We start from the raw sequence: 17782 nt of genomic DNA, 5'->3' as shown, positions 1-17782 counted from the left end.
GGGGCCCTGAACGTCCGCAGGGGTCGGCCCCGGCCCGGCCCGCCACGCCCCTCCCGTCCCCGGTGCTACGCCCCGTCGAAGGTCCAGGTGAGCGCCACCTGCCCCTCCTCGGCCACCGCCCCGGCCCGCGCGTACGTCGCCAGCGCCGCCGCGTTCCCCTCCTCGGTGATCGACCACATGCCGTAGCAGTCGCGTTCGCGCGCCAGGTCGGCGAGCGCCGACACCAGGGCCCGTCCGACGCCGCGTCCGCGGAACGGCTCGTCCACGCCGAGCTCGTAGAGGAACATCTCGGTTCCCTTGTCCGGGTGGGTCATCTCGACGCCGGTGGCCATGCCCGCCGGGGCGCCGTCGACGTAGGCGATCAGCAGGTGGTGGCGGTCGTCCGCCAGGAAGCGCCCGGTCGCTCCGGGCTGCGGGGGATCATCGAACAGGTGGCCGGCCGCCTCGACGGCCCCGGCCCGGGTGATGCGACGGATCTCCATGCGGCGATACTGTCAGGTCCCGCCCCCGCGGATCCGGGTCTTTCCGCCTCAGGGTCCCGCCGGATCCCTCTGCCGCGACCCGGCGCTCCCTCTCCCGCCCACCGTGATCCTCCCTCCCATCTTTCTTGACCGATCGATCTGGAAAGGGCTACGGTTCACCCATGGCGCGAACCAAGGAATTCGATCCCGACGCAGCGCTCCAGTCCGCACTGGAGCTCTTCTGGCGGCGCGGCTACGAGGCCACCTCGATGGCCGACCTGGTCGACCACCTGGGGATCGCCCGCGCCAGCATCTACGCCACCTTCGGCAGCAAGCGCGAGCTCTACCTGAGGGCGCTGGAGCGGTACGGGGAGCAGCAGAACCCGCTGCTGCTCTCCGAACTGTCCCAGCCGGGGCCGGTGCTGCCGGCCGTCCGCGCGCTGGTCCACCGCTTCGCCCGGGAGTCCGCCGCGGACGGTGACGGGGGCCTGCAGCGCGGATGCTTCGTCACCAACACGGCGGTCGAGCTGGCCCCGCACGACGAGGGCGCCGCCCGCCGGGTGGAGGCCAGTCTGGGCCACCTGGAGACGCTGCTGACCGCGGCCCTGGTCCGGGCCCGCGCCCAGGGCGAACTGCCCGACGGCCGGGACCCGCAGGCGCTGGCGCGGCTGCTGCTGGTGCTGTTCCAGGGCATGCGGGTGATCGGCAAGGCCGGTGACGGCTCGGCGCGTCTGCGCGACGCCGCCGAGCAGGCGCTGGCCCTGCTGGACTGACCGGAGCGGGGCCCGCGCCGCGGCACCCCGGTCCGCGCCCGCCGCCCCGCCCCGCCCGGGTGTTCCCGCCCGGCGGTCCGTACCGCCGAGCCCGCCCCCGGGCGGCTCCGTCACCCCGTTCCCCCGTCGCTCCGTTCGCCGCGCTGTTCGCCGCGCTGTTCCCGTCTGTTCTGAACTGCTGTCCTGATACTGAACCGAACGGTCGATTTAGACCACGATCGAGGAGTCCCAGCATGACCAGCACCACCACGCGCTTCGCCGGCAACTCCGTCCTCGTCACTGGTGGCGGCAGCGGCATCGGCCGCGCCGTCGCCCTCGCCTTCGCCCGGGAAGGGGCCCGGGTCGCCGTCGCCGGACGGACCGCGGGCGCCCTCGCCGAGACGGTCGCCCTGATCGAGGCCGAGGGCGGCACCGCCGTGGCCCTGGTCGGCTCCGTGGCCGACGGCCAGGACGCCGCCCGGCTGGTCCGGGAGGCCGTCGAACAGCTCGGCGGACTGGACATCGCGGTCAACAACGCCGGCATACTCGGCGGCCTCGGCCCGGTCGCCGACGTCGCCGAGGAGGACTGGCAGCGGCTGATCGACACCAACCTCACCGGCACCTGGCTCGTGATGAAGCACCAGATCGCCCACCTGCGGGCCAACGGCGGCGGAGCCATCGTCAACATCGCCTCCAACCTGGGCGTCCACATGCGGCTGGAGGGCCTCGGCGCCTACGCCGTCTCCAAGGCCGCCGTCGCGGCCCTGACCCGCAGCGCCGCCCGCGACCACATCGCCGAAGGCGTCCGGATCAACCTGGTCAGCCCCGGCCCGATCGACACCGACATGTCCTCCCGCCCGGGTGAGACCGCCGCCGACAAGGCCGACCGCATGAAGGGCGACGTGCCCGTCGGCCGGGCCGGGGCCGTCGAGGAGGTCGCCGCGGCGGTCCTGCACCTGGCGTCCCCCGAGTCGGCCTACACCGTCGGCGCCGACCTCGTCCTCGACGGCGGCATCACCGCCTGAGGCACCGCGACCCCGAACGGCCGGACCCCCACCCGGCCGTTCGGATGTCCGGGGGGGAGGCCGGGCCACGGGGGTGTCCGGCCTTCCCCTACGCGGAAAGGGCCTCCCTACGTGGAAAGGGCCTCCCTACGCGGAGAGGGCCTCGTCGTCGGCCGGGGCGCCGCACGCGGCGGCCAGGTCGTCGAGCGAGAGGCCGAGGGCGAAGGCCAGGGCGGCGACGGTGAAGAAGGCGGGAGTCGGCGCCCGCCCGGTCTCGATCTTGCGGAGCGTCTCGGCCGAGACGCCGGCGGCGGCCGCCACCTCGACCATGCTGCGCTCGCCACGCGCCTCGCGCAGCAGCGCACCGAAGCGCTCGCCGCGCTCGCGCTCCCGGGGGGTCAGCGGAGTCCTCACCATGCCCCCGATGGTAGGCCAGCCGCACGGCGGAGGGCACCGCCCCCGCCCGTCGGCCCGGTCCGCCCCGCCGGTCCCGCCGCTCCCGCCGGTCCCGCCCTCCCGCCCGGCCACCGGCGCCGTGCCGGGCGGGACCGGGCGGGACCGGGCCCCCGCCCCGGGCGGGCGTCCGGTCGGCGCACTCCGATCCCGAAAACCCGCATGCGCCGCCTCGGGCGGTTCTGGGATCATGCCCGGATGCCCCACCACCTCGAACCCATGGTCGTCCGGCACACGCACCGCCTCCCCGCTCCCGGCGGGCCCGCCGGGGAGGGCGGCGCCGCGGCGCGGCAGTTCGACGCCGCGCTGATGTCGGTGGGCTTCAAGCTCTCGGCCGACCTCCTGGCGCACCTCTCGGGGCTGGCCGAGGAGGCGGTCGTCGACACGGCCGTGCGCACGCTCGGCACCGTCCGCGAGATGGTCGGCGACCACGTCCGCCACAACACCTACTTCGTGGACTTCCCGGCCAACGTGCCGGACACGTTCGACTTCTGGATGCGTTGCATCGCCGAGGCGCTCGCCGACGACGCCTCACGCGCGAGCACGACAGCCGCTCTGCGCACCGGCGTGGTCGACCTCCTGACCCTCCCCTCGTACGGCGACTACCGGCACACGTACGCCGAGATGCTCGCCGCGCACGACGAACTGACCGCCGCCGCAGGCGACCGCATGACGGTCCTGCACCTCGGCGCCGCCCCGGCCGACGAGGTCACCGCCCTATACCTGGCCCTGGCGGGCAGCACCACCCCGCTGGGCGAGGAGGGCCTGCGCGACCTCGGCCCGCTCGCCGCGCACTGCGTCGGCGGCCCCCAGCCCGGGGCCATCCCGGTGCGGGAGTCCCGGGCCGTGGTCAACCTCGCCCGCCTCGACGCCGGCGCCGACCTCCTGCTGGACACCGTCACCGATGTCCTCCGCCTGGCCTGCGCGCTGTCGGGCGGCGACGTGACCCTCGTGGCACCGACCCGGTTCCGGGCGCTGTCCCGGCGGACGCGCCGGGCCCTGCTCGCGGGCCTCGACGCCGTGGTCGCGGCCGCCCCCGACAAGCTCGCCGACGTCACCGCGCACCGCGAGGCGTTCAAACGCCTCGGCGAACGCCTCCACCCGCACGAGTACCCGCGCTGGCCGCACGCCGCCGACGTGTTCGCCGTGGCCCGGGGCGAGAAGGAGGCCCGGTCGTTCGACGGCCGCGTCGAGGAGCTGCTCGGCGCGAACGACGTCACCGGCGCCGCGCGGCTGCTCACGGCCGCCCCGGGCAAGCTGTTCCGCTCCCTGGACCGCCTGCTGCGCGCCTGCCGGACCCAGGACGAGCGCGACGCCGTCGTGGCCGCCGCCGAGCAGGTCGCCCCGCGGGTCTCCGGCAGGGTGCTGCTGTCGGTCCGCGAGCACCTCCTCAACCGGGCGGACGGGACGACGGTCGGGCGCCGGGTCTTCGTCAACCGGCTCGGCGGAGCCTGGGTGACCACCGACACCCGCCCACCGGTGCCGCCGTCCGAGCGCGAGCGCCTGATCGCCGCCGTGGACGCCGAGACGCGCCGCCGACTCCCGGCGCCGGGGCACCTGCTGATCGACCCGGACGTCCTCGACGTCGCCCTCCCGCTCAGCGGCAGGGCGACGGCGGCCGGGCTCGGCGTGCTGCCCCGCGGCTCCCTCTCGCCGGTCGACGGCGAACTGCTGCGCTTCTTCGTCCACTGGAAGCAGACCGCCCGCAGCACCGACTTCGACCTGTCGGCGCTGGTGCTGGACGCCTCCTACCAGACCGTCTGCTGGCTCTCGTACACCGCGCTCACGCAGGTCGAGGGCGAGCACTCCGGGGACATCACCGACGCGCCGGACGGTGCCTCGGAGTTCATCAACCTGCGGCTGGGCGCCGTGCGCGGCGACTTCATCGTCCCGCAGGTCAACGTCTACTCGGGGGAGGGCTTCGAGCAGGTCGAGGAGTCGCTGTTCGGCTTCATGCTGCGCGACGGCGAACAGCACGGCCGTCCCTTCGAGGCGCGCACCGTGCGCATGAAGTCGGAGCTGCGGGGCCCGGCCAGGGTCGCACTGCCGCTGGCGTTCGTGCGCGGGCGCGACGGCGAATGGCGCGCCAAGTGGCTGCACCTCTACCTGAGGGGCGACCCGGACTCCAACCGGGTCGAGGGGAACCGGGTCTCGGTCGCGACACTGCTGCGCGGCATCGTCGAGCGCGACCACCTCACGGTCCGGCACCTCACCGACCTGATGGGCGGGTCCGCCACGGCCACCACGCTGTGGGACGGCACGACGGTCCCGGACGGTCCGGTCACCTTCATCGGCCTGGAGCGCCCGGAGGGACTGCACCCGGACTCCCTGGTCGTCACTCCGGCGAATCTGCGCGACCTGATCCCGGGCTGACTGCTACGGTGGGCGCAGGCGAGGCCATGGGGGGACTTCCTTCTCACTCATCCACGAACTAGTCCCTCCGCTTTCCTCGCCCCCGACATCACGCCGGGGTGCCCTTCGGCACCCCGGCGTCGTCGTTCCCCCGTGCGGTCGGCCGGGTCGGCCCGGTCGGCCCGGTCGGTACGCCCGGCGCGCGCGGTACGGCCCCGGTCGCGCCCGGTACGGCCCCGGGCCGCCGTCCGCCTGATGCGCCTTCACCGGCGTTGCCGCGCCGGCCCGCAGACCCGGCCCCGCCGCTGCGGTCGGCCCGCCCGTTCAGCGGACGGCGACCAGGACGCCGTCGTCCCCGCACTGCCAGACGGTGCAGGCGTGCGTGAAACCGGCCTCGCGGAGGAGGCGGACCTGCTCGGCGGTCGTCAGATCGTGGGGCTCGGTGAAGGTGCGGGACGCGATCGGCGAGCGGGCACGGGCCTCGGCGAGGGGCGCGAGCTCCGGCGCGGACAGGACCGACTTCCACCAGCCGTCCCAGTCCTCGCGGCCGCGGCGCCCTGTCCGGTGGGCCCGCCGCGCGCGCAGATGGCGGGTGAGTTCGAGGAGCGCGGGGACGTCGGTGGGCGGCCGGTTGTCGGCGTCGACCAGGATCCCGCCGGGCCGCAGGCGGCCGGCCAGGGTGCGGTACAGCGCGCCGAGCTCGTCGGGGGTCAGCCAGTGGAGGGCGGTGGAGGACACCACCGCGTCCCAGGAGGCGGGCGGCCCGATCTCGTCGGCCCACCCGGGCGCGGTGAGGTCCCGGGCGAGGAGCCGGGTGCCCGTGCCGGCGACGGCCTCCTCGGCGAGGCCCAGGAGGAGCGGATCGGCGTCCACGCCGACCACCTCGGCGCGCGGGAAGGCGCGGGCGAGACGGGTGGTGAGCGATCCGGTGCCGCAGCCCAGGTCCACCAGGCGGGGCCGGGGTGCGTCGCGCCCTTCGAGCAGCCAGCCGACGGTGTCGACGACCACCTCGAAGCGTTCGTCCCGGTCGGGGCTGTAGCGCTCCTGCTGCCGGTCCCATCGCCGCAGCCAGGTACGGGCGGTCTCACCGAGCACGTTCGCCTCTTCCGGTCGGGGCGCGCCGCCCGGCGTCGGTACCGCAGCCGGACGCGCTCTCACATGGCGTACCCTGCGCGCCGGACACCCGACCCGACGGTGCCCGACGAAAGACGAGGGTGACAGACGGGACCGGTCCTGAGTAGTACGCGCCCCGACGGCCGGTACGCGGGAAGGAGCCCGGCCCGCATCCCGTAGCCCGATTCCTGCGCATCCCGCATCAAGCGCAGCCCGCAGCCCGCAGCCCGCAGGCTCGGCGGGGCTACCGCGTCCGCAGGGCCCGCTCGCACTCGGTGCAGCGCCGGTCGGCGAGCGCCGGCGGGTACCAGGGCTCACCGGGCCGGGCGGGCCGGTAGTGGGCGTGCTCCATCGGGCCGGTGTCCAGGCCGCACAGGGTGCGCGGCTGCGGGTCCTCGGGGACGTCCGGGTCGGCGCCCGCGGCGTGCACCGCCAGTACCGCGGGCTCGACGCCGTCCGGGCCGAGCGCCCGGTCGGGTTCCGTCTCGAAGAGGACGATGATCGATCCCATGGGTCCAGGCTCGGGGACGGCGGCCGGGCCCACATCCGGGGTGCACCGTCCGTGGCGGCGCCCGGTCCCGGGGTGCCCGCCGGGGCGAGGGCGTGTCGGCAGAGTCCCGCCGGGCCGCGACGCCGGGCATCCCGCCTGGACACACGCCCGAATCGCCCGAGTACGTCCGGTACGAGGACGATCCGGGCGCACGCCCGGCCAGGCGTCCAACGCCGCGCCCTGGTCCGACGCGACTCTGCCGACACGCCCTGGGCCTGCCCCGGGCTGCGGCGGGCCGACGCGTCCGGCTGCCCTGCGAACCCTGCGGACACTGCGGCGCCCGGTTCCGGAGATCCGTCGACCGTGATAGAAATACCGGTATAAGAATTGGATGACGGATCCTCGGAGGGACCACATGGTGGAGTTCAAGTCGGAGGCGGCACTGGGCGCGATGAGGGAGGCCGGGCGGGTGGTCGGCACCGCACTGGCGGAGGTCGAACGGGCCGCCGCGGTCGGCGTGAGCCTGCTGGAGCTCGACGAGGTCGCACGCGGAGTGCTGCGGGCGGCCGGCGCCACCTCGCCCTTCCTCGGCTACCGGCCCTCCTTCGCACCGGTGCCGTTCCCGGCGGTGATCTGCGCCTCCGTCAACGACGCCGTGGTGCACGGCATCCCGGACGGCTACCGGCTGCGGGACGGCGACCTGGTGAGCATCGACTGCGGCGCCGTGCTGGACGGGTGGGCCGGCGACGCCGCCGTCAGCTTCACCGTCGGCGCCGCGCGTCCCGAGGACGTGGAGCTGATCGCCACCGCCCGCCGGGCACTGGAGGCCGGGATCGCGGCGGCGGTGGTCGGCAACCGGACCGGCGACATCGCGCACGCGGTCGGCCGCGTCGCCCGCGGGGCGGGCTACGGCCTCCCGGAGGGCTTCGGCGGTCACGGCATCGGCCGGCGGATGCACGAGGACCCGCACCTGCCGAACGAGGGCCGGCCGGGCCGCGGCTTCCCGCTGAAGCCGGGGCTGGTGCTGGCGATCGAGCCGATGCTCACCGCCGGGGGCGGGGACGCCCACGACACCGACCCGGACGGGTGGACGGTCCGCACCGCCGACGGCACCCGGGCCGCGCACGTCGAGCACACCGTGGCGGTCACCGAGGCCGGGCCCCGGATCCTCACGCTCCCGTAGCCGCCGCCCGGGGCCGCCGGGCAGGCGGAAACGCGGGGACGGACGGAACCTGGAGGGACGGCGGGCCGGTAGGACGGCGGGACGTACGGCGGGAACCCGTGCGGAGGGCGGCCCGGACGGTTCGGGGTCGCCCCGCCGAGGGCCCCGGCCGCCGCCGCGCCGGCCCCGGGCCGGACGGACCCCCCGACGGGGACCTTGGGCCCTGGGAGCGCCCGACCCGGACGGGAAGGGTGGTGCATGCGGCCGGGAAGTACCCCGTCCGGCCGCTCCGTACGAATGCCGGAGGCTCGCATGTCCGCTCCCGTCGTGGTCGGCGTCGATGGTTCGCCCGAGAGCCTGGCGGCCCTGGACTGGGCGGCCGACGAGGCGTCCCGCCGCGCCGCGCCGCTGCGCCTGGTGCACGCCTGGCCGAGCCCGGTCACACCGCTGTCGGTGCTGGGCACGGCCGACCTGGAGCGCCAGCAGGCGGACGTGGTGCTGCGCGAGGCCGAGCTGAGGGCGCGGGAGCGGTGCCGTGACTCGGTGGTCACGGCCGTGCACCTGCCGGGCGACGCCGTGCGCGCGCTGCTCGCGGAGGCGGACGGGGCCGGGCTGCTGGTGCTCGGCTCGCGCGGGCTGGGCGTGGTGACGGGCTTCCTGGTCGGCTCGGTGAGCCACCGGGTGCTCGGCCGGGCGGCCTGCCCGGTGGTGCTGGTCCGCAGGGGCGAGGCCGCCGCCGGACCCGACGGGCCTGCCGGGGCCGATGGCACCGCCGCGTCCGCCGGTGCCGGTGGACCTGCCGGAACGGCGGCCGCCGGACCCGAGGTCGTGGGACCCGAGGTCGTGGGACCCGAGGTCGTGGGACCCGAGGTCGTGGCGGGTGTCGACCCCTACGCCGGCGCCGACGAGGTGCTCGCCCACGCCTTCGAGGCGGCCGGGCGGCTGGGTCTGCCGGTGCGCGCCGTCTACGCGTGGACGCTCCCGCCCTCCTACCAGTACGCGGGCATCGCGGCCGGCGTCGACGTGACCGCGGAGATGTCGTCCCAGGCGCGGCGCGAACTGGTCCGGCTGCTCCAGCCGTGGCGGGAGAAGTACCCGCAGGTGACAGTGGTGGAGGAGACCGTGAACGCCCGGCCGGCCAGGGTCCTGGCCGAGCGTGCGGCGGGCGCGGAGCTGCTGGTGGTGGGGCGCCGGGTGCGCAGGTCGCCGGTGGGCGTGCACGTCGGCGCGGTCGCCCACGCCGTCCTGCACCACGCGCCGTGCCCGGTCGCCGTGGTGCCGTACGAGCGGGTGCGCGAGCAGGAGCGCGCGTGGGACCGGGGCGAGTCCGACGAGGACCCCCGGGAGGCCGGGTAGGCGGGACCGGCGGCGCCCGACGGGTCACGGCGTGACGGCGGACGGCGCGGCGGCACGGCGTCAGGCGGGTTCAGGTGGGAGCAGGTGACCGCGGGTGTTCCCGGCGGAGACAGGAGACGGCAGATGAACGACCCGGTGCTGGTGGGAGTGGACGGCTCGGAGGCGAGCCTGGCCGCGGTGGACGTCGGGGTGCGCGAGGCCCGGCTGCGCGGCTGCGGCCTGAAGGTCGTGCACGCGTTCATCTGGCCGCTGATGCACGTGTCGCTCGGGCCGTCCCCGAACGGCCCCGCGGAGGGCGGGCTGCGCCACCAGGCGGAGGACGTCCTCGCCGACGCGCGGCGCCGGGCCCGGGAACTGGATCCCGACCTGCACGTCGACACGGAACTCGTCACCGGCGAACCGCTGGGGGTGCTCGCCGGCCGGTCGCGCGGTGCCTGCCTGGTCGTCGTCGGCAGCCGGGGGCTCGGACGCTTCAGCGCCCTGCTGATCGGCTCGGTGGCGGTGCACCTCGCGGCGCACGCCGCCTGTCCGGTGCTCATCGTCCGGGGCCGCCCGGAGCCGGAGGGCGACGTCCTGGTGGCGGTGGACGGCTCGGGTGTGGGCGCCGAGGCGGTCGGCTTCGCCTTCGCCGAGGCGTCCGTGCGCCGGGCCCCGCTGACCGCCCTGCACGCCTGGCACTCCCACACGGGCCGGCTGGACCGCGCGGAGCGGGTGCCGGAGGAGGCGGTGGTCGGCTGGCGCGAGAAGTACCCGGACGTCGACGTCCGGACCCGGCTGGTGGAGCAGCACACCCGCCCGGCCCTGATCGAGGCGAGCCGCGGTGCCCAGCTGCTGGTGGTCGGTGCCCGCGGCCGGGGCGGCTTCGCGGGGCTGATGCTCGGCTCCACCAGCCAGGCCGTCATCCAGCACGCCGACTGCCCGGTCGCCGTCGTCCGCCACACCGAACCGGCGGAGCCGGCCTGAGCCGTCGGCCCTCCGGCTCCGCCGTCCCGCTCGGCCCGCCCCCGGCCGGGCGGCGCGGGCGGTGGGGTCGCCGGGGCCTCAACCCAGCAGCCGCAGCCGTGCGGCGGCGACGCCCACCCGCACGGTCTGGCCCCAGGTCAGCTCCAGGGCGTCGCTCTCGATGCCGTCGCCGAACGCGACCAGCCGGTCGGACTCGACCGTGAGGACGAGCTGCCGGCCGGCGTCGAGCAGGCCGTGCACCCGGGCCGTCCCGGTGGTGGGGGACGGCCAGGCCTCGCGGACGAACCAGGCCAGCGCGGGGGCGGACGGCGCGGGCAGCGCGAGCGGCGCCCCGCGCTCCAGCCAGGCGGAGCGGCACCAGCCGGTGCCTCCCGTCCCGGTGCCGACCAGGACGCCCGAGGACGCCTGGGCCTCCCCGGCCCCGCCTCCGTCGGCCGCCTTCCTGGCGCCGGCCGCCTTCCCGGTGCCGGTCGCCTTCCTGTCGCCGGCCTTCTTCCCGGTGCCGACCGCCTTCCCGGTGCCGGCCGCGTCCGGCGCCTGACCGGGGGTGTCCTCGACGGCCAGCCGGTAGCGGGCGGTCTGGTGGCCGGGCTGGCCGACGTAGACCTCGTTGAGTGCGAGCAGCCGCTGGGTGTCGTCCGCCACGGCCTCGACCATGGTCCGCTCGTCGACTCGACGGTCGACGCCGGGGCCGGCCGCGGCCGGGAGGAGCAGCGGCAGGGCGTCCGCACGGTGCCGGACCAGCACGCCGGGGTTGCGGCCGGGGTCGGCGTCCACCCCGATGACGGGCTGGCCGCCGAGGTACTTAGCGACGTTCGCGACCAGGCCGTCCTGGCCGACCACGACCACCACGTCCTCCGGCTCGAAGAGGAAGCGGGGCAGGTCGGACCGTTCGACCCGGGTGCGCCGCCAGTCGAGCGGGACGGCGGCGGCCGCCCGGAGCAGTGCCTCGGCCTGCCGCCGGTGGCGCTGCTCGACCTCGTCGATCGAGCGCCCGCGGCTGTGCAGGAAGTACGCGGCCTGGCCCGGGGTCCCGTGGTGGGCGACCAGCTCCTCGTACTCGGTGCGGCGGTGGACCAGGACCGCCCGGGGCGCGAGCGTCACCGGTCGCCCCCGCCGCCGCCCGTTCCCCCGCCGTCCGTTCCCCCGCCGTCCGTTCCCCCGCCGGCACTGCCGCCGCCGGCACTGCCGCCGCCCGCGCCGAGCCGGGCGAGCAGCCCGGTGAGCACGTCCGGGGTGAGCGTGAGGCTGTCGATGCGCGGGAGGTGTTCGGCCAGCCGCATCAGGGCGAGCGCCCGCAGCACGGCCGGGTCGGCCTGCTGGTGGGCGGCCAGCCAGGCGGCCTCGGACGCGGCCCTGGCGTCGCCGAGCGCGCGGGCGGCGTCGGCCTCGGCGACGGCGAGCCGGGTCCGCCGCCCGGCCTCCGCCTCGGTGCGGATCCGGTCGGCGACCGCGTCGTCCTCGGCCTTGAGCCGGCCGTTGGCACCCTGCTGGGTGATCAGCTGCTCCTCCCGCCGGGCGAGTTCGATCCGGTTGGCGAGCTCGTTCTCGGCGATGCCGCGCTCGTGCTCGACCGCGACGGCACGCCGTTCGAAGGTGGCCCGGTCGGCCTCCTGCTGGACCAGTTCGCGGGCGGGGGTGCGCAGCGCGCGCTCCACCTCCGGCTCGGGGCGCAGCGCGACGACGCGGACGGCGATGACGGCGAGCCCGGTCTCGGCGAGCCGTGCCTCGGCGCCGAGCCCGGCGGCCATCCGGTCGCGGACGGTGGCGACGCCGTCGGCCAGCGCGGCGGCGAGCGGGGTGCGGGCGAGCAGGCCGAGCGCGTGCTGCTGGGCGGTCTCGGTGAGCAGGGTGGCGAGCTGGTCGAGCGGGGCGGCGCGCCAGGCGCCGGTGTCGGGGTCGATGCCGAAGTCGACGCGGGTGGCGGCGGTGGCCGGGTCGGTGATCCGGTAGGTGAGGGTGGCCTGGACGGTGAGGTCCTGGAAGTCGGCGGTGCGGGCGTGGAAGAGCATGGCGAGTTCGCGGTCGTCGACCGGAACCTCGGAGAGGGCCGCGGTGAGCGGGCGGAACCAGAAGGCGAGCCCGGTGCCGTCGTGGGTGAGGCGTCCGCGCCGGAAGTGGCGGATGTGCGCGGTCGGGACTGCGCGCAGGTGGCGCAGTCCGAAGCGCCTGGTGATGTCGGCCATGAGTGCGTACCTCTTCTCGTCATGCGGACGCTATGGGCTGACACCCCATCTCGTCAAGGTGACGAAAAGGGGTTTTCGGCCCCGCGCACGGGACTCGTGGGAGGATCGGCGGGTGCTGAGGATGCGAACGAAGAGGCAGGCGGCCACGCAGCCCGCCGGTCCGGGCACGGCCGCGCGGCTCCCCGCGGCGCTGCTCGCCGCCTGCACCGCCGCCTGCGCCGTCCTCGCGGTCGGCGCCCCGCCCGCCCGCGCGGCCGACGGCCCGGGGGAGGCGTTCACCATCACCGACCCGCGGATCACCGAATCCAGCGGGCTCGCCGCCAGCCAGGCCCACCCCGGCGTCTACTGGACCCACAACGACAGCGACGACGGTCCGTACGTCTACGCCGTCGACTCCCGGGGCCGCACCGTCGCCACCGTCACCCTGCGGGGCGTCGAGCCGCGCGACGTCGAGGCCGTCTCGCTCGGACCGGACGGTCGGCTCTACCTCGGCGACATCGGCGACAACCTCGGCGGCAAGTGGCCCGAGGTCTGGATCTACGCCTTCGCCGAACCCGCCGAACTGCGCGACCAGACCGTGGACGCGACGCGCTACAAGGTCCGCTACGAGGACGGGCCGCGCGACGCCGAGGCACTGATGGTCCATCCGGTCACCGGCCGCGCCTACATCGCCAGCAAGCGGCAGGGCGGCGGCGGCCTCTACCAGGGCCCCGAGAAGCTCTCCCCGACCGGCGTGAACACCTTCCGCCGGATCGGCGACGTCCCGTGGATCACCGACGGCGCCTTCTCCCCGGACGGCACCCGGCTCGTCCTGCGCAGCTACTTCTCCGCCACCCTCTACCGCTGGAAGGACGGCGCGCCGAGCGAGATCGGCTCACCCGCGACGCCGTTCCAGCGCCAGGGCGAGTCGGTCACCTTCAGTGCGGACGGTCGCGCGCTGCTCTACGGCAGCGAGGGCAAGGGCAGTCCGGTCTGGCGCGCCCCGCTGGACGCCGACCAGCTCCCGGACACCGTCAAGCCGCTGCCCTCCGCCGACCCCGCCGCGCCCCCGGGCTCGGCCGCCCCGCCCTCCGGCGGCGGCAGCGCCCCGCCCGCGGCCTCGTCCTCCGGGGACTCCTCGGGAGACCCGGTCGACCAGGCGATCGGCGTGCTCTTCCTGGCGGCCGTGGTGGGGGCGGTGCTGAGCCTGCGGCGGAAGAAGCGGAAGGACTGACGCCCGCGCGCCAGCCCGGCCCGTCCGCGCGTCCGTCGGGGTGCCCGCGCGGCCCGCCTTCCGTCTCGACCGGCCCGCCTGTGCCCGAATGCCCGCCGGGTCTGCCCGCGCGTCCGTCGGGGTACCCGTGGGGCCGGGTGTCCACCGCCTTGATCGAATCACCTGAACGTGGACGAACGGCCCCGGCTTCCGGCGGATCGTTCGTCGACCCGGTCGACCACCCGCGCCAACCCGGCCGATCTGTCGCCGATTTGTGACCAAGGTTGGCCAACACCGGCCCCTCGCGCGGTTTTCGTGGACGTAGTGTTCCGACTATGTCACGGAGAAGCCGCCGCATCGCCTCCCCGGAGCCCTTCGACACCTGGGTGCCGCGCCCCCGGCGCCGCGAGACCCCGCTGGGCCTGCTCGGCCACGGCGTGAAGTTCCTCGGCTACAGCACCCTGGCCGGCGTCCTGCTGGCGGGCATCGCCCTGCCGGCGGCCGGCGCCCTCGGCCTCGGGGTGAAGAGCAGCGTAGACGGGTTCGACAACATCCCCGATGACTTCATGACCCCGCCGCTGACCCAGGCCAGCTGGATCTACGACTCGACCGGCGGCCTGATAGCCAAGGTCTTCGAGCGGGACCGCACGGTGCTCGCCGCCGAACAGATGTCGCCCCTGATACGCCAGGCCCAGGTGGACATCGAGGACGCCCGCTTCTACGAGCACGGCGCCGTCGACCTCAAGGGTGTCCTGCGGGCCGTCACGAAGAACGCCGAGAGCGGGGCCACCGTCCAGGGCGCCTCGACCCTCACCCAGCAGTACGTGAAGAACGTCAACGTCGAGAAGGCCGGCGACGACCAGGCCGCCGTGCTGGCGGCTCAGCGCAAGACGCTGGGCCGCAAGATCCAGGAACTCAAGTACGCCATCAAGCTGGAGGAGGACCTGACCAAGGAGCAGATCCTCACCAACTACCTCAACATCACCTTCTACGGCCACCAGGCGTACGGCATCCAGGCCGCCTCCCAGCGGTACTTCAGCAAGGACGCGAAGGACCTGACCGTCCCCGAGGCGGCCACCCTGGCCGGCCTGGTGCAGAACCCCTCCCAGTACGACCCGAAGCTCCACCCGGTGGCCGCGCAGAAGCGCCGCGACACCGTCATCGACAAGATGGTGGAGAACAAGCACCTCACCGCCGAGCAGGCCCGCGAGGCGAAGGCCGCGCCGCTCGGGCTGCGCTACAAGGAGCCGCAGAACGGGTGCATCACCGCCCAGGCGGGGATGGGCTTCTTCTGCGACTACGTGCGGCACGTGGTCAAGCAGGACCCGGTGTTCGGCAAGACCGCCGCCGACCGCAAGAAGCTGTGGGACCAGGGCGGCCTGGCCGTCCACACGACCCTGGACCCGGTCAAGCAGACGGCCGCGCAGAACGCGGTGACCAAGCGGGTCAACGTCACCGACCCGGTCTCGGCGGCGATGACCATGGTGGAGCCGGGCAGCGGCAAGATCCTCGCGATGGCCCAGACCCGCCCGTACGGGCTCGACCCGAACAAGAACCAGACCGTCGTCAACTACAACGTGGACGCGGCGATGGGCGGCGGCAACGGCTTCCAGCCGGGCTCCAACTTCAAGCCGATCGTGGCCGCCGCCGCCCTGGAGGCCGGGCTGCCGCCCACCCAGTCCTACCCGTCGCCGAACCGGATGGAATGGCCGACGATGAGCACCTGCGACGGCACCTGGAAGAACCTGGCCAAGAACGACAAGAAGAACGGCACCGTCCCCAACGAGTCGGCGGGCGAGGTCGGTCCGTACGAGCTCAAGCAGGCGATGGCGCTCTCGGTCAACACCTACTTCGTGCAGATGGAGCAGGAGATCGGCCTCTGCGCGGTCAAGCAGATGGCCAACAAGCTCGGCGTGGCGACCAAGGCGAGCGGCAAGCCGCTGGAGGAGCTGCCGGCCCTCGGCCTCGGCACCCAGGAGGTGAGCCCGCTGGTGATGGCCAACGTCTACGCGACCTTCGCCGCCCGGGGCACCCACTGCGCGCCGGTGGCGATCAACAGGATCACCACGGTGGACGGCAAGGAGATCCCGGTCAGCCCGCCCAAGTGCGACCGGGTGCTCTCCGAGGGCACCGCCGACGTCATCAACACCGTGCTGCTCGGCGTCACCGAGAAGGGCGGCACCGGGCGCGACCTCGGCCTCGACGACGACCGGCAGATCGCCGGCAAGACCGGCACCAGCGACGAGAAGAAGTCGGCCTGGTTCAGCGGCTACACCGCCAACCTGGCGGCCTCGGTCTGGCTGGGCGGCCCGGCCGGGGGCGTGCCGATGAAGAACATCAGGATCGGCGGCAAGTACTTCGAGGAGGTCTTCGGCGCCACCGGCCCGGGACCGATCTGGCAGGCGGGCATGAGCGCCGCGGTGAAGGACCTGCCGGAGAAGGAGTTCGCCACCGTCCACATCCCGGACCCGCCGCCGAAGCGCGACCCGTCCGCGAGCCCCGGCGGCTCGGGCGGCACCCCGGGGCCGGGCGACTCCGCGACGGACACCGCGCCGACCTGGCCCGGCAACCGCCCCACCGGCCGGCCGCGCTCGCCGCAGCCCACCCAGCCGGCCAAGCCCGTCCAGCCGCAGCCGACCGAGCGCGCGGAGACGCAGGGGCAGCCGGAGGGCGAACCGGCCGACGGCTGAGGCGGCCGGGCCCCGCGGGGCCCGGCCGGGGCAGGGCCGCGGACGTACCGACGCCCGTGCCCCGGACCGTCCGGTGACGGTCCGGGGCACGGGCGTTCGGCCTCGTGCGTCCGGGGTCAGTGCACGCCCTTGGCGGCCCAGAAGTCCTGACGGGCCAGCACGCTGGTGTCGGTCTGGTCGGTGAAGAACCCGTCCACACCCAGCTCGTACAGGTAGCGGGCCCAGCCGATGGCGTCGCCGTACGCGTTCGGGTCGGTGCCCCTGCGGTAGTCCAGCGGCAGGAAGCCGTTCTCGTTGCGCACCGTGTAGGGGTGCAGCAGCAGGCCGGCCGCGTGCGCGTCCCGGACGAGGGTGGTCGGCGGCAGCAGCTTGCCGGTGGCGTCGACCGGTGCGATCAGCTGCGTGGTCGGGCCGATGCCGTGCGCGAAGGAGGAGATCCAGCGCAGACCGGCCGGGGTCACCAGGTCGGCCACCGTGCGAGGGTCCTTGGCCAGCTCGAAGTCGTACGGGCGGGTGGTCGCGCCGCCCAGCAGCTGGATCCGCGGGTTGTCGACCAGCTTGGCGAGCCGCTGGAGGCTGCTCGGCTCGAAGGACTGCAGGATCGCCCGGCCGTTGCGCCCGGCCAGCCCGGTGCGGCGCAACTCGTCCGCGAGCCGCTCCTCCAGGGGAAGGCCGATCGACCGGAAGTAGCTCGGGTGCTTGGTCTCCGGGTAGATCCAGACGTCCCGGCCCAGCTCGCGGCCGCGCTTGCGGGCGAAGTCGGCCACCTCGCGGAGGGTCGGGATCGCCCAGCGGCCGTCGTAGAGGGTGTTCCGCTGGCGCTGCTGCGGCAGCCGCTCCTTGGCGCGCAGGGTGCGGAGCTCGGCGAGCGTGAAGTCCTCGGTGAACCAGCCGGTCTGGGCCGCGCCGTCGATGGTCTTGGTGGCCTTGCGGCCGGCGAACTCCGGGTGGTCGGCGACGTCCGTCGTCTCGGCGATGTTGTTCTCGTGCCGGACCACCAGGTGGCCGTCCTTGGTCGGGACGAGGTCCGGCTCGATGACGTCCGCGCCCAGCTGGAGGGCGAGGTCGTAGGAGCCCAGGGTGTGCTCCGGGCGGTAGCCGGGGGCACCGCGGTGCCCCACGATCAGCGGGTGCGGGAGCCGGTCCAGGCCGGTGCCGGTGCGGACCGGCGGGCGGGTGCCGGACGGGCGGCCCGCGGCGGCGGCGCGCTCGTCGGCGGAGGGCTGCTCGGCACCCGACGGGTCGCCGCCGGGGGCCGCGGAGGCCTCACCGGCACCGGCCGAGACGAACGCGGCCGCGCCGAGCCCGGCCGCGCCGGTGGCGCGCAGGAAGCGTCGGCGGGAGGAGCCGGTGCCCTCGGCGGGCTCCGCCGGGCTGCTGCCGTCGAGCGGACGGTTCGTCATGGGATCTCCTTGCTCGCCCTGGTGGCGTGGCGTCGGGGTCGTCGCCCGCAGACTAGGAGCCGCCGCGCCCCTCCGGGTGGCCTCCGGACGAACTGCGGGAGAAGTTCCGACACCCACCGCCCGCCGGGAGCACGCCGGGAGCACGCCGGGGGTCCGCTGAGGGTCCGCTGAGGGCCCGTCCGGCCCGGGCTCAGCGAGGACCGGG

The 17782-nt window shown here is 75.3% G+C and carries 15 protein-coding genes; 8 read left to right on the top strand and 7 right to left on the bottom strand.

What is annotated here, in order from left to right; all coding sequences use genetic code 11:
- Positions 1-65: 65 nt before the first annotated feature.
- Positions 66-482: a GNAT family N-acetyltransferase gene (locus OG550_RS01470; protein ID WP_327673631.1), complete on the bottom strand. Its 417-nt coding sequence runs from the start codon at positions 480-482 to the stop codon at positions 66-68.
- A 161-nt stretch (positions 483-643) separates the two neighbouring features.
- Here OG550_RS01470 and OG550_RS01465 point away from each other — a divergent pair, with 161 nt between their 5' ends.
- Both OG550_RS01465 and OG550_RS01460 read left to right on the top strand, forming a co-directional pair.
- Positions 644-1234, top strand: a complete 591-nt coding sequence (locus OG550_RS01465; protein ID WP_327673629.1) for a TetR/AcrR family transcriptional regulator — start codon at positions 644-646, stop codon at positions 1232-1234.
- 233 nt (positions 1235-1467) lie between these two features.
- A complete protein-coding gene (locus tag OG550_RS01460) occupies positions 1468-2238 on the top strand; it encodes an SDR family NAD(P)-dependent oxidoreductase (protein WP_327673627.1) in 771 nt (256 codons plus the stop codon).
- A gap of 126 nt (positions 2239-2364) precedes the next feature.
- Here OG550_RS01460 and OG550_RS01455 read toward each other — a convergent pair whose 3' ends face one another.
- Positions 2365-2634: a helix-turn-helix domain-containing protein gene (locus OG550_RS01455; protein ID WP_327673625.1), complete on the bottom strand. Its 270-nt coding sequence runs from the start codon at positions 2632-2634 to the stop codon at positions 2365-2367.
- Between the two features lie 234 nt (positions 2635-2868).
- On the opposite strand from OG550_RS01455, the gene OG550_RS01450 reads away from it, so the two are divergent.
- Positions 2869-5043 carry a hypothetical protein gene (locus OG550_RS01450; protein WP_327673623.1) on the top strand — a complete coding sequence of 725 codons (2175 nt, stop codon included), beginning with the start codon at positions 2869-2871 and terminating at the stop codon, positions 5041-5043.
- Between the two features lie 303 nt (positions 5044-5346).
- On the opposite strand, the gene OG550_RS01445 is transcribed toward OG550_RS01450, so the two are convergent.
- On the bottom strand, positions 5347-6117 hold the full coding sequence (locus OG550_RS01445; RefSeq protein ID WP_327673621.1) for a class I SAM-dependent methyltransferase: 771 nt from the start codon (positions 6115-6117) through the stop codon (positions 5347-5349).
- A gap of 262 nt (positions 6118-6379) precedes the next feature.
- Entirely contained in the window at positions 6380-6646 is a 267-nt protein-coding gene (locus tag OG550_RS01440; protein ID WP_327673619.1) for a hypothetical protein, read from the bottom strand.
- Between the two features lie 394 nt (positions 6647-7040).
- Here OG550_RS01440 and map point away from each other — a divergent pair, with 394 nt between their 5' ends.
- The 3 genes from map (at position 7041) to OG550_RS01425 (ending at position 10106) form a co-directional block, all read left to right on the top strand.
- Positions 7041-7808, top strand: coding sequence for a type I methionyl aminopeptidase (map, locus tag OG550_RS01435; protein ID WP_327683629.1), 768 nt, complete (start codon positions 7041-7043; stop codon positions 7806-7808).
- 291 nt (positions 7809-8099) lie between these two features.
- Positions 8100-9143: a universal stress protein gene (locus OG550_RS01430; protein WP_327673617.1), complete on the top strand. Its 1044-nt coding sequence runs from the start codon at positions 8100-8102 to the stop codon at positions 9141-9143.
- Between the two features lie 123 nt (positions 9144-9266).
- Positions 9267-10106 carry a universal stress protein gene (locus OG550_RS01425; RefSeq protein WP_327673615.1) on the top strand — a complete coding sequence of 280 codons (840 nt, stop codon included), beginning with the start codon at positions 9267-9269 and terminating at the stop codon, positions 10104-10106.
- Between the two features lie 78 nt (positions 10107-10184).
- On the opposite strand, the gene OG550_RS01420 is transcribed toward OG550_RS01425, so the two are convergent.
- Both OG550_RS01420 and OG550_RS01415 read right to left on the bottom strand, forming a co-directional pair.
- A complete protein-coding gene (locus OG550_RS01420) occupies positions 10185-11210 on the bottom strand; it encodes a hypothetical protein (protein ID WP_327673613.1) in 1026 nt (341 codons plus the stop codon).
- Positions 11207-12292, bottom strand: coding sequence for an SPFH domain-containing protein (locus OG550_RS01415; RefSeq protein WP_327673611.1), 1086 nt, complete (start codon positions 12290-12292; stop codon positions 11207-11209). The genes OG550_RS01420 and OG550_RS01415 overlap by 4 nt, the downstream gene beginning before the upstream one ends.
- A 121-nt stretch (positions 12293-12413) precedes the next feature.
- Here OG550_RS01415 and OG550_RS01410 point away from each other — a divergent pair, with 121 nt between their 5' ends.
- Positions 12414-13505 carry a hypothetical protein gene (locus OG550_RS01410; RefSeq protein ID WP_327673609.1) on the top strand — a complete coding sequence of 364 codons (1092 nt, stop codon included), beginning with the start codon at positions 12414-12416 and terminating at the stop codon, positions 13503-13505.
- Between the two features lie 314 nt (positions 13506-13819).
- Positions 13820-16174: a transglycosylase domain-containing protein gene (locus tag OG550_RS01405; RefSeq protein ID WP_327673607.1), complete on the top strand. Its 2355-nt coding sequence runs from the start codon at positions 13820-13822 to the stop codon at positions 16172-16174.
- A gap of 116 nt (positions 16175-16290) precedes the next feature.
- Here OG550_RS01405 and OG550_RS01400 read toward each other — a convergent pair whose 3' ends face one another.
- On the bottom strand, positions 16291-17577 hold the full coding sequence (locus OG550_RS01400) for a glycerophosphodiester phosphodiesterase (protein ID WP_327673606.1): 1287 nt from the start codon (positions 17575-17577) through the stop codon (positions 16291-16293).
- Between the last annotated feature and the right edge of the window lie 205 nt (positions 17578-17782).

The organism is Kitasatospora sp. NBC_00458 (assembly GCF_036013975.1).
In the GTDB taxonomy this organism is placed as follows: Bacteria; Actinomycetota; Actinomycetes; order Streptomycetales; family Streptomycetaceae; genus Kitasatospora.
Note: the sequence above shows the minus strand (reverse complement) of the source record. Positions and strands in the feature narration are given on the sequence as shown.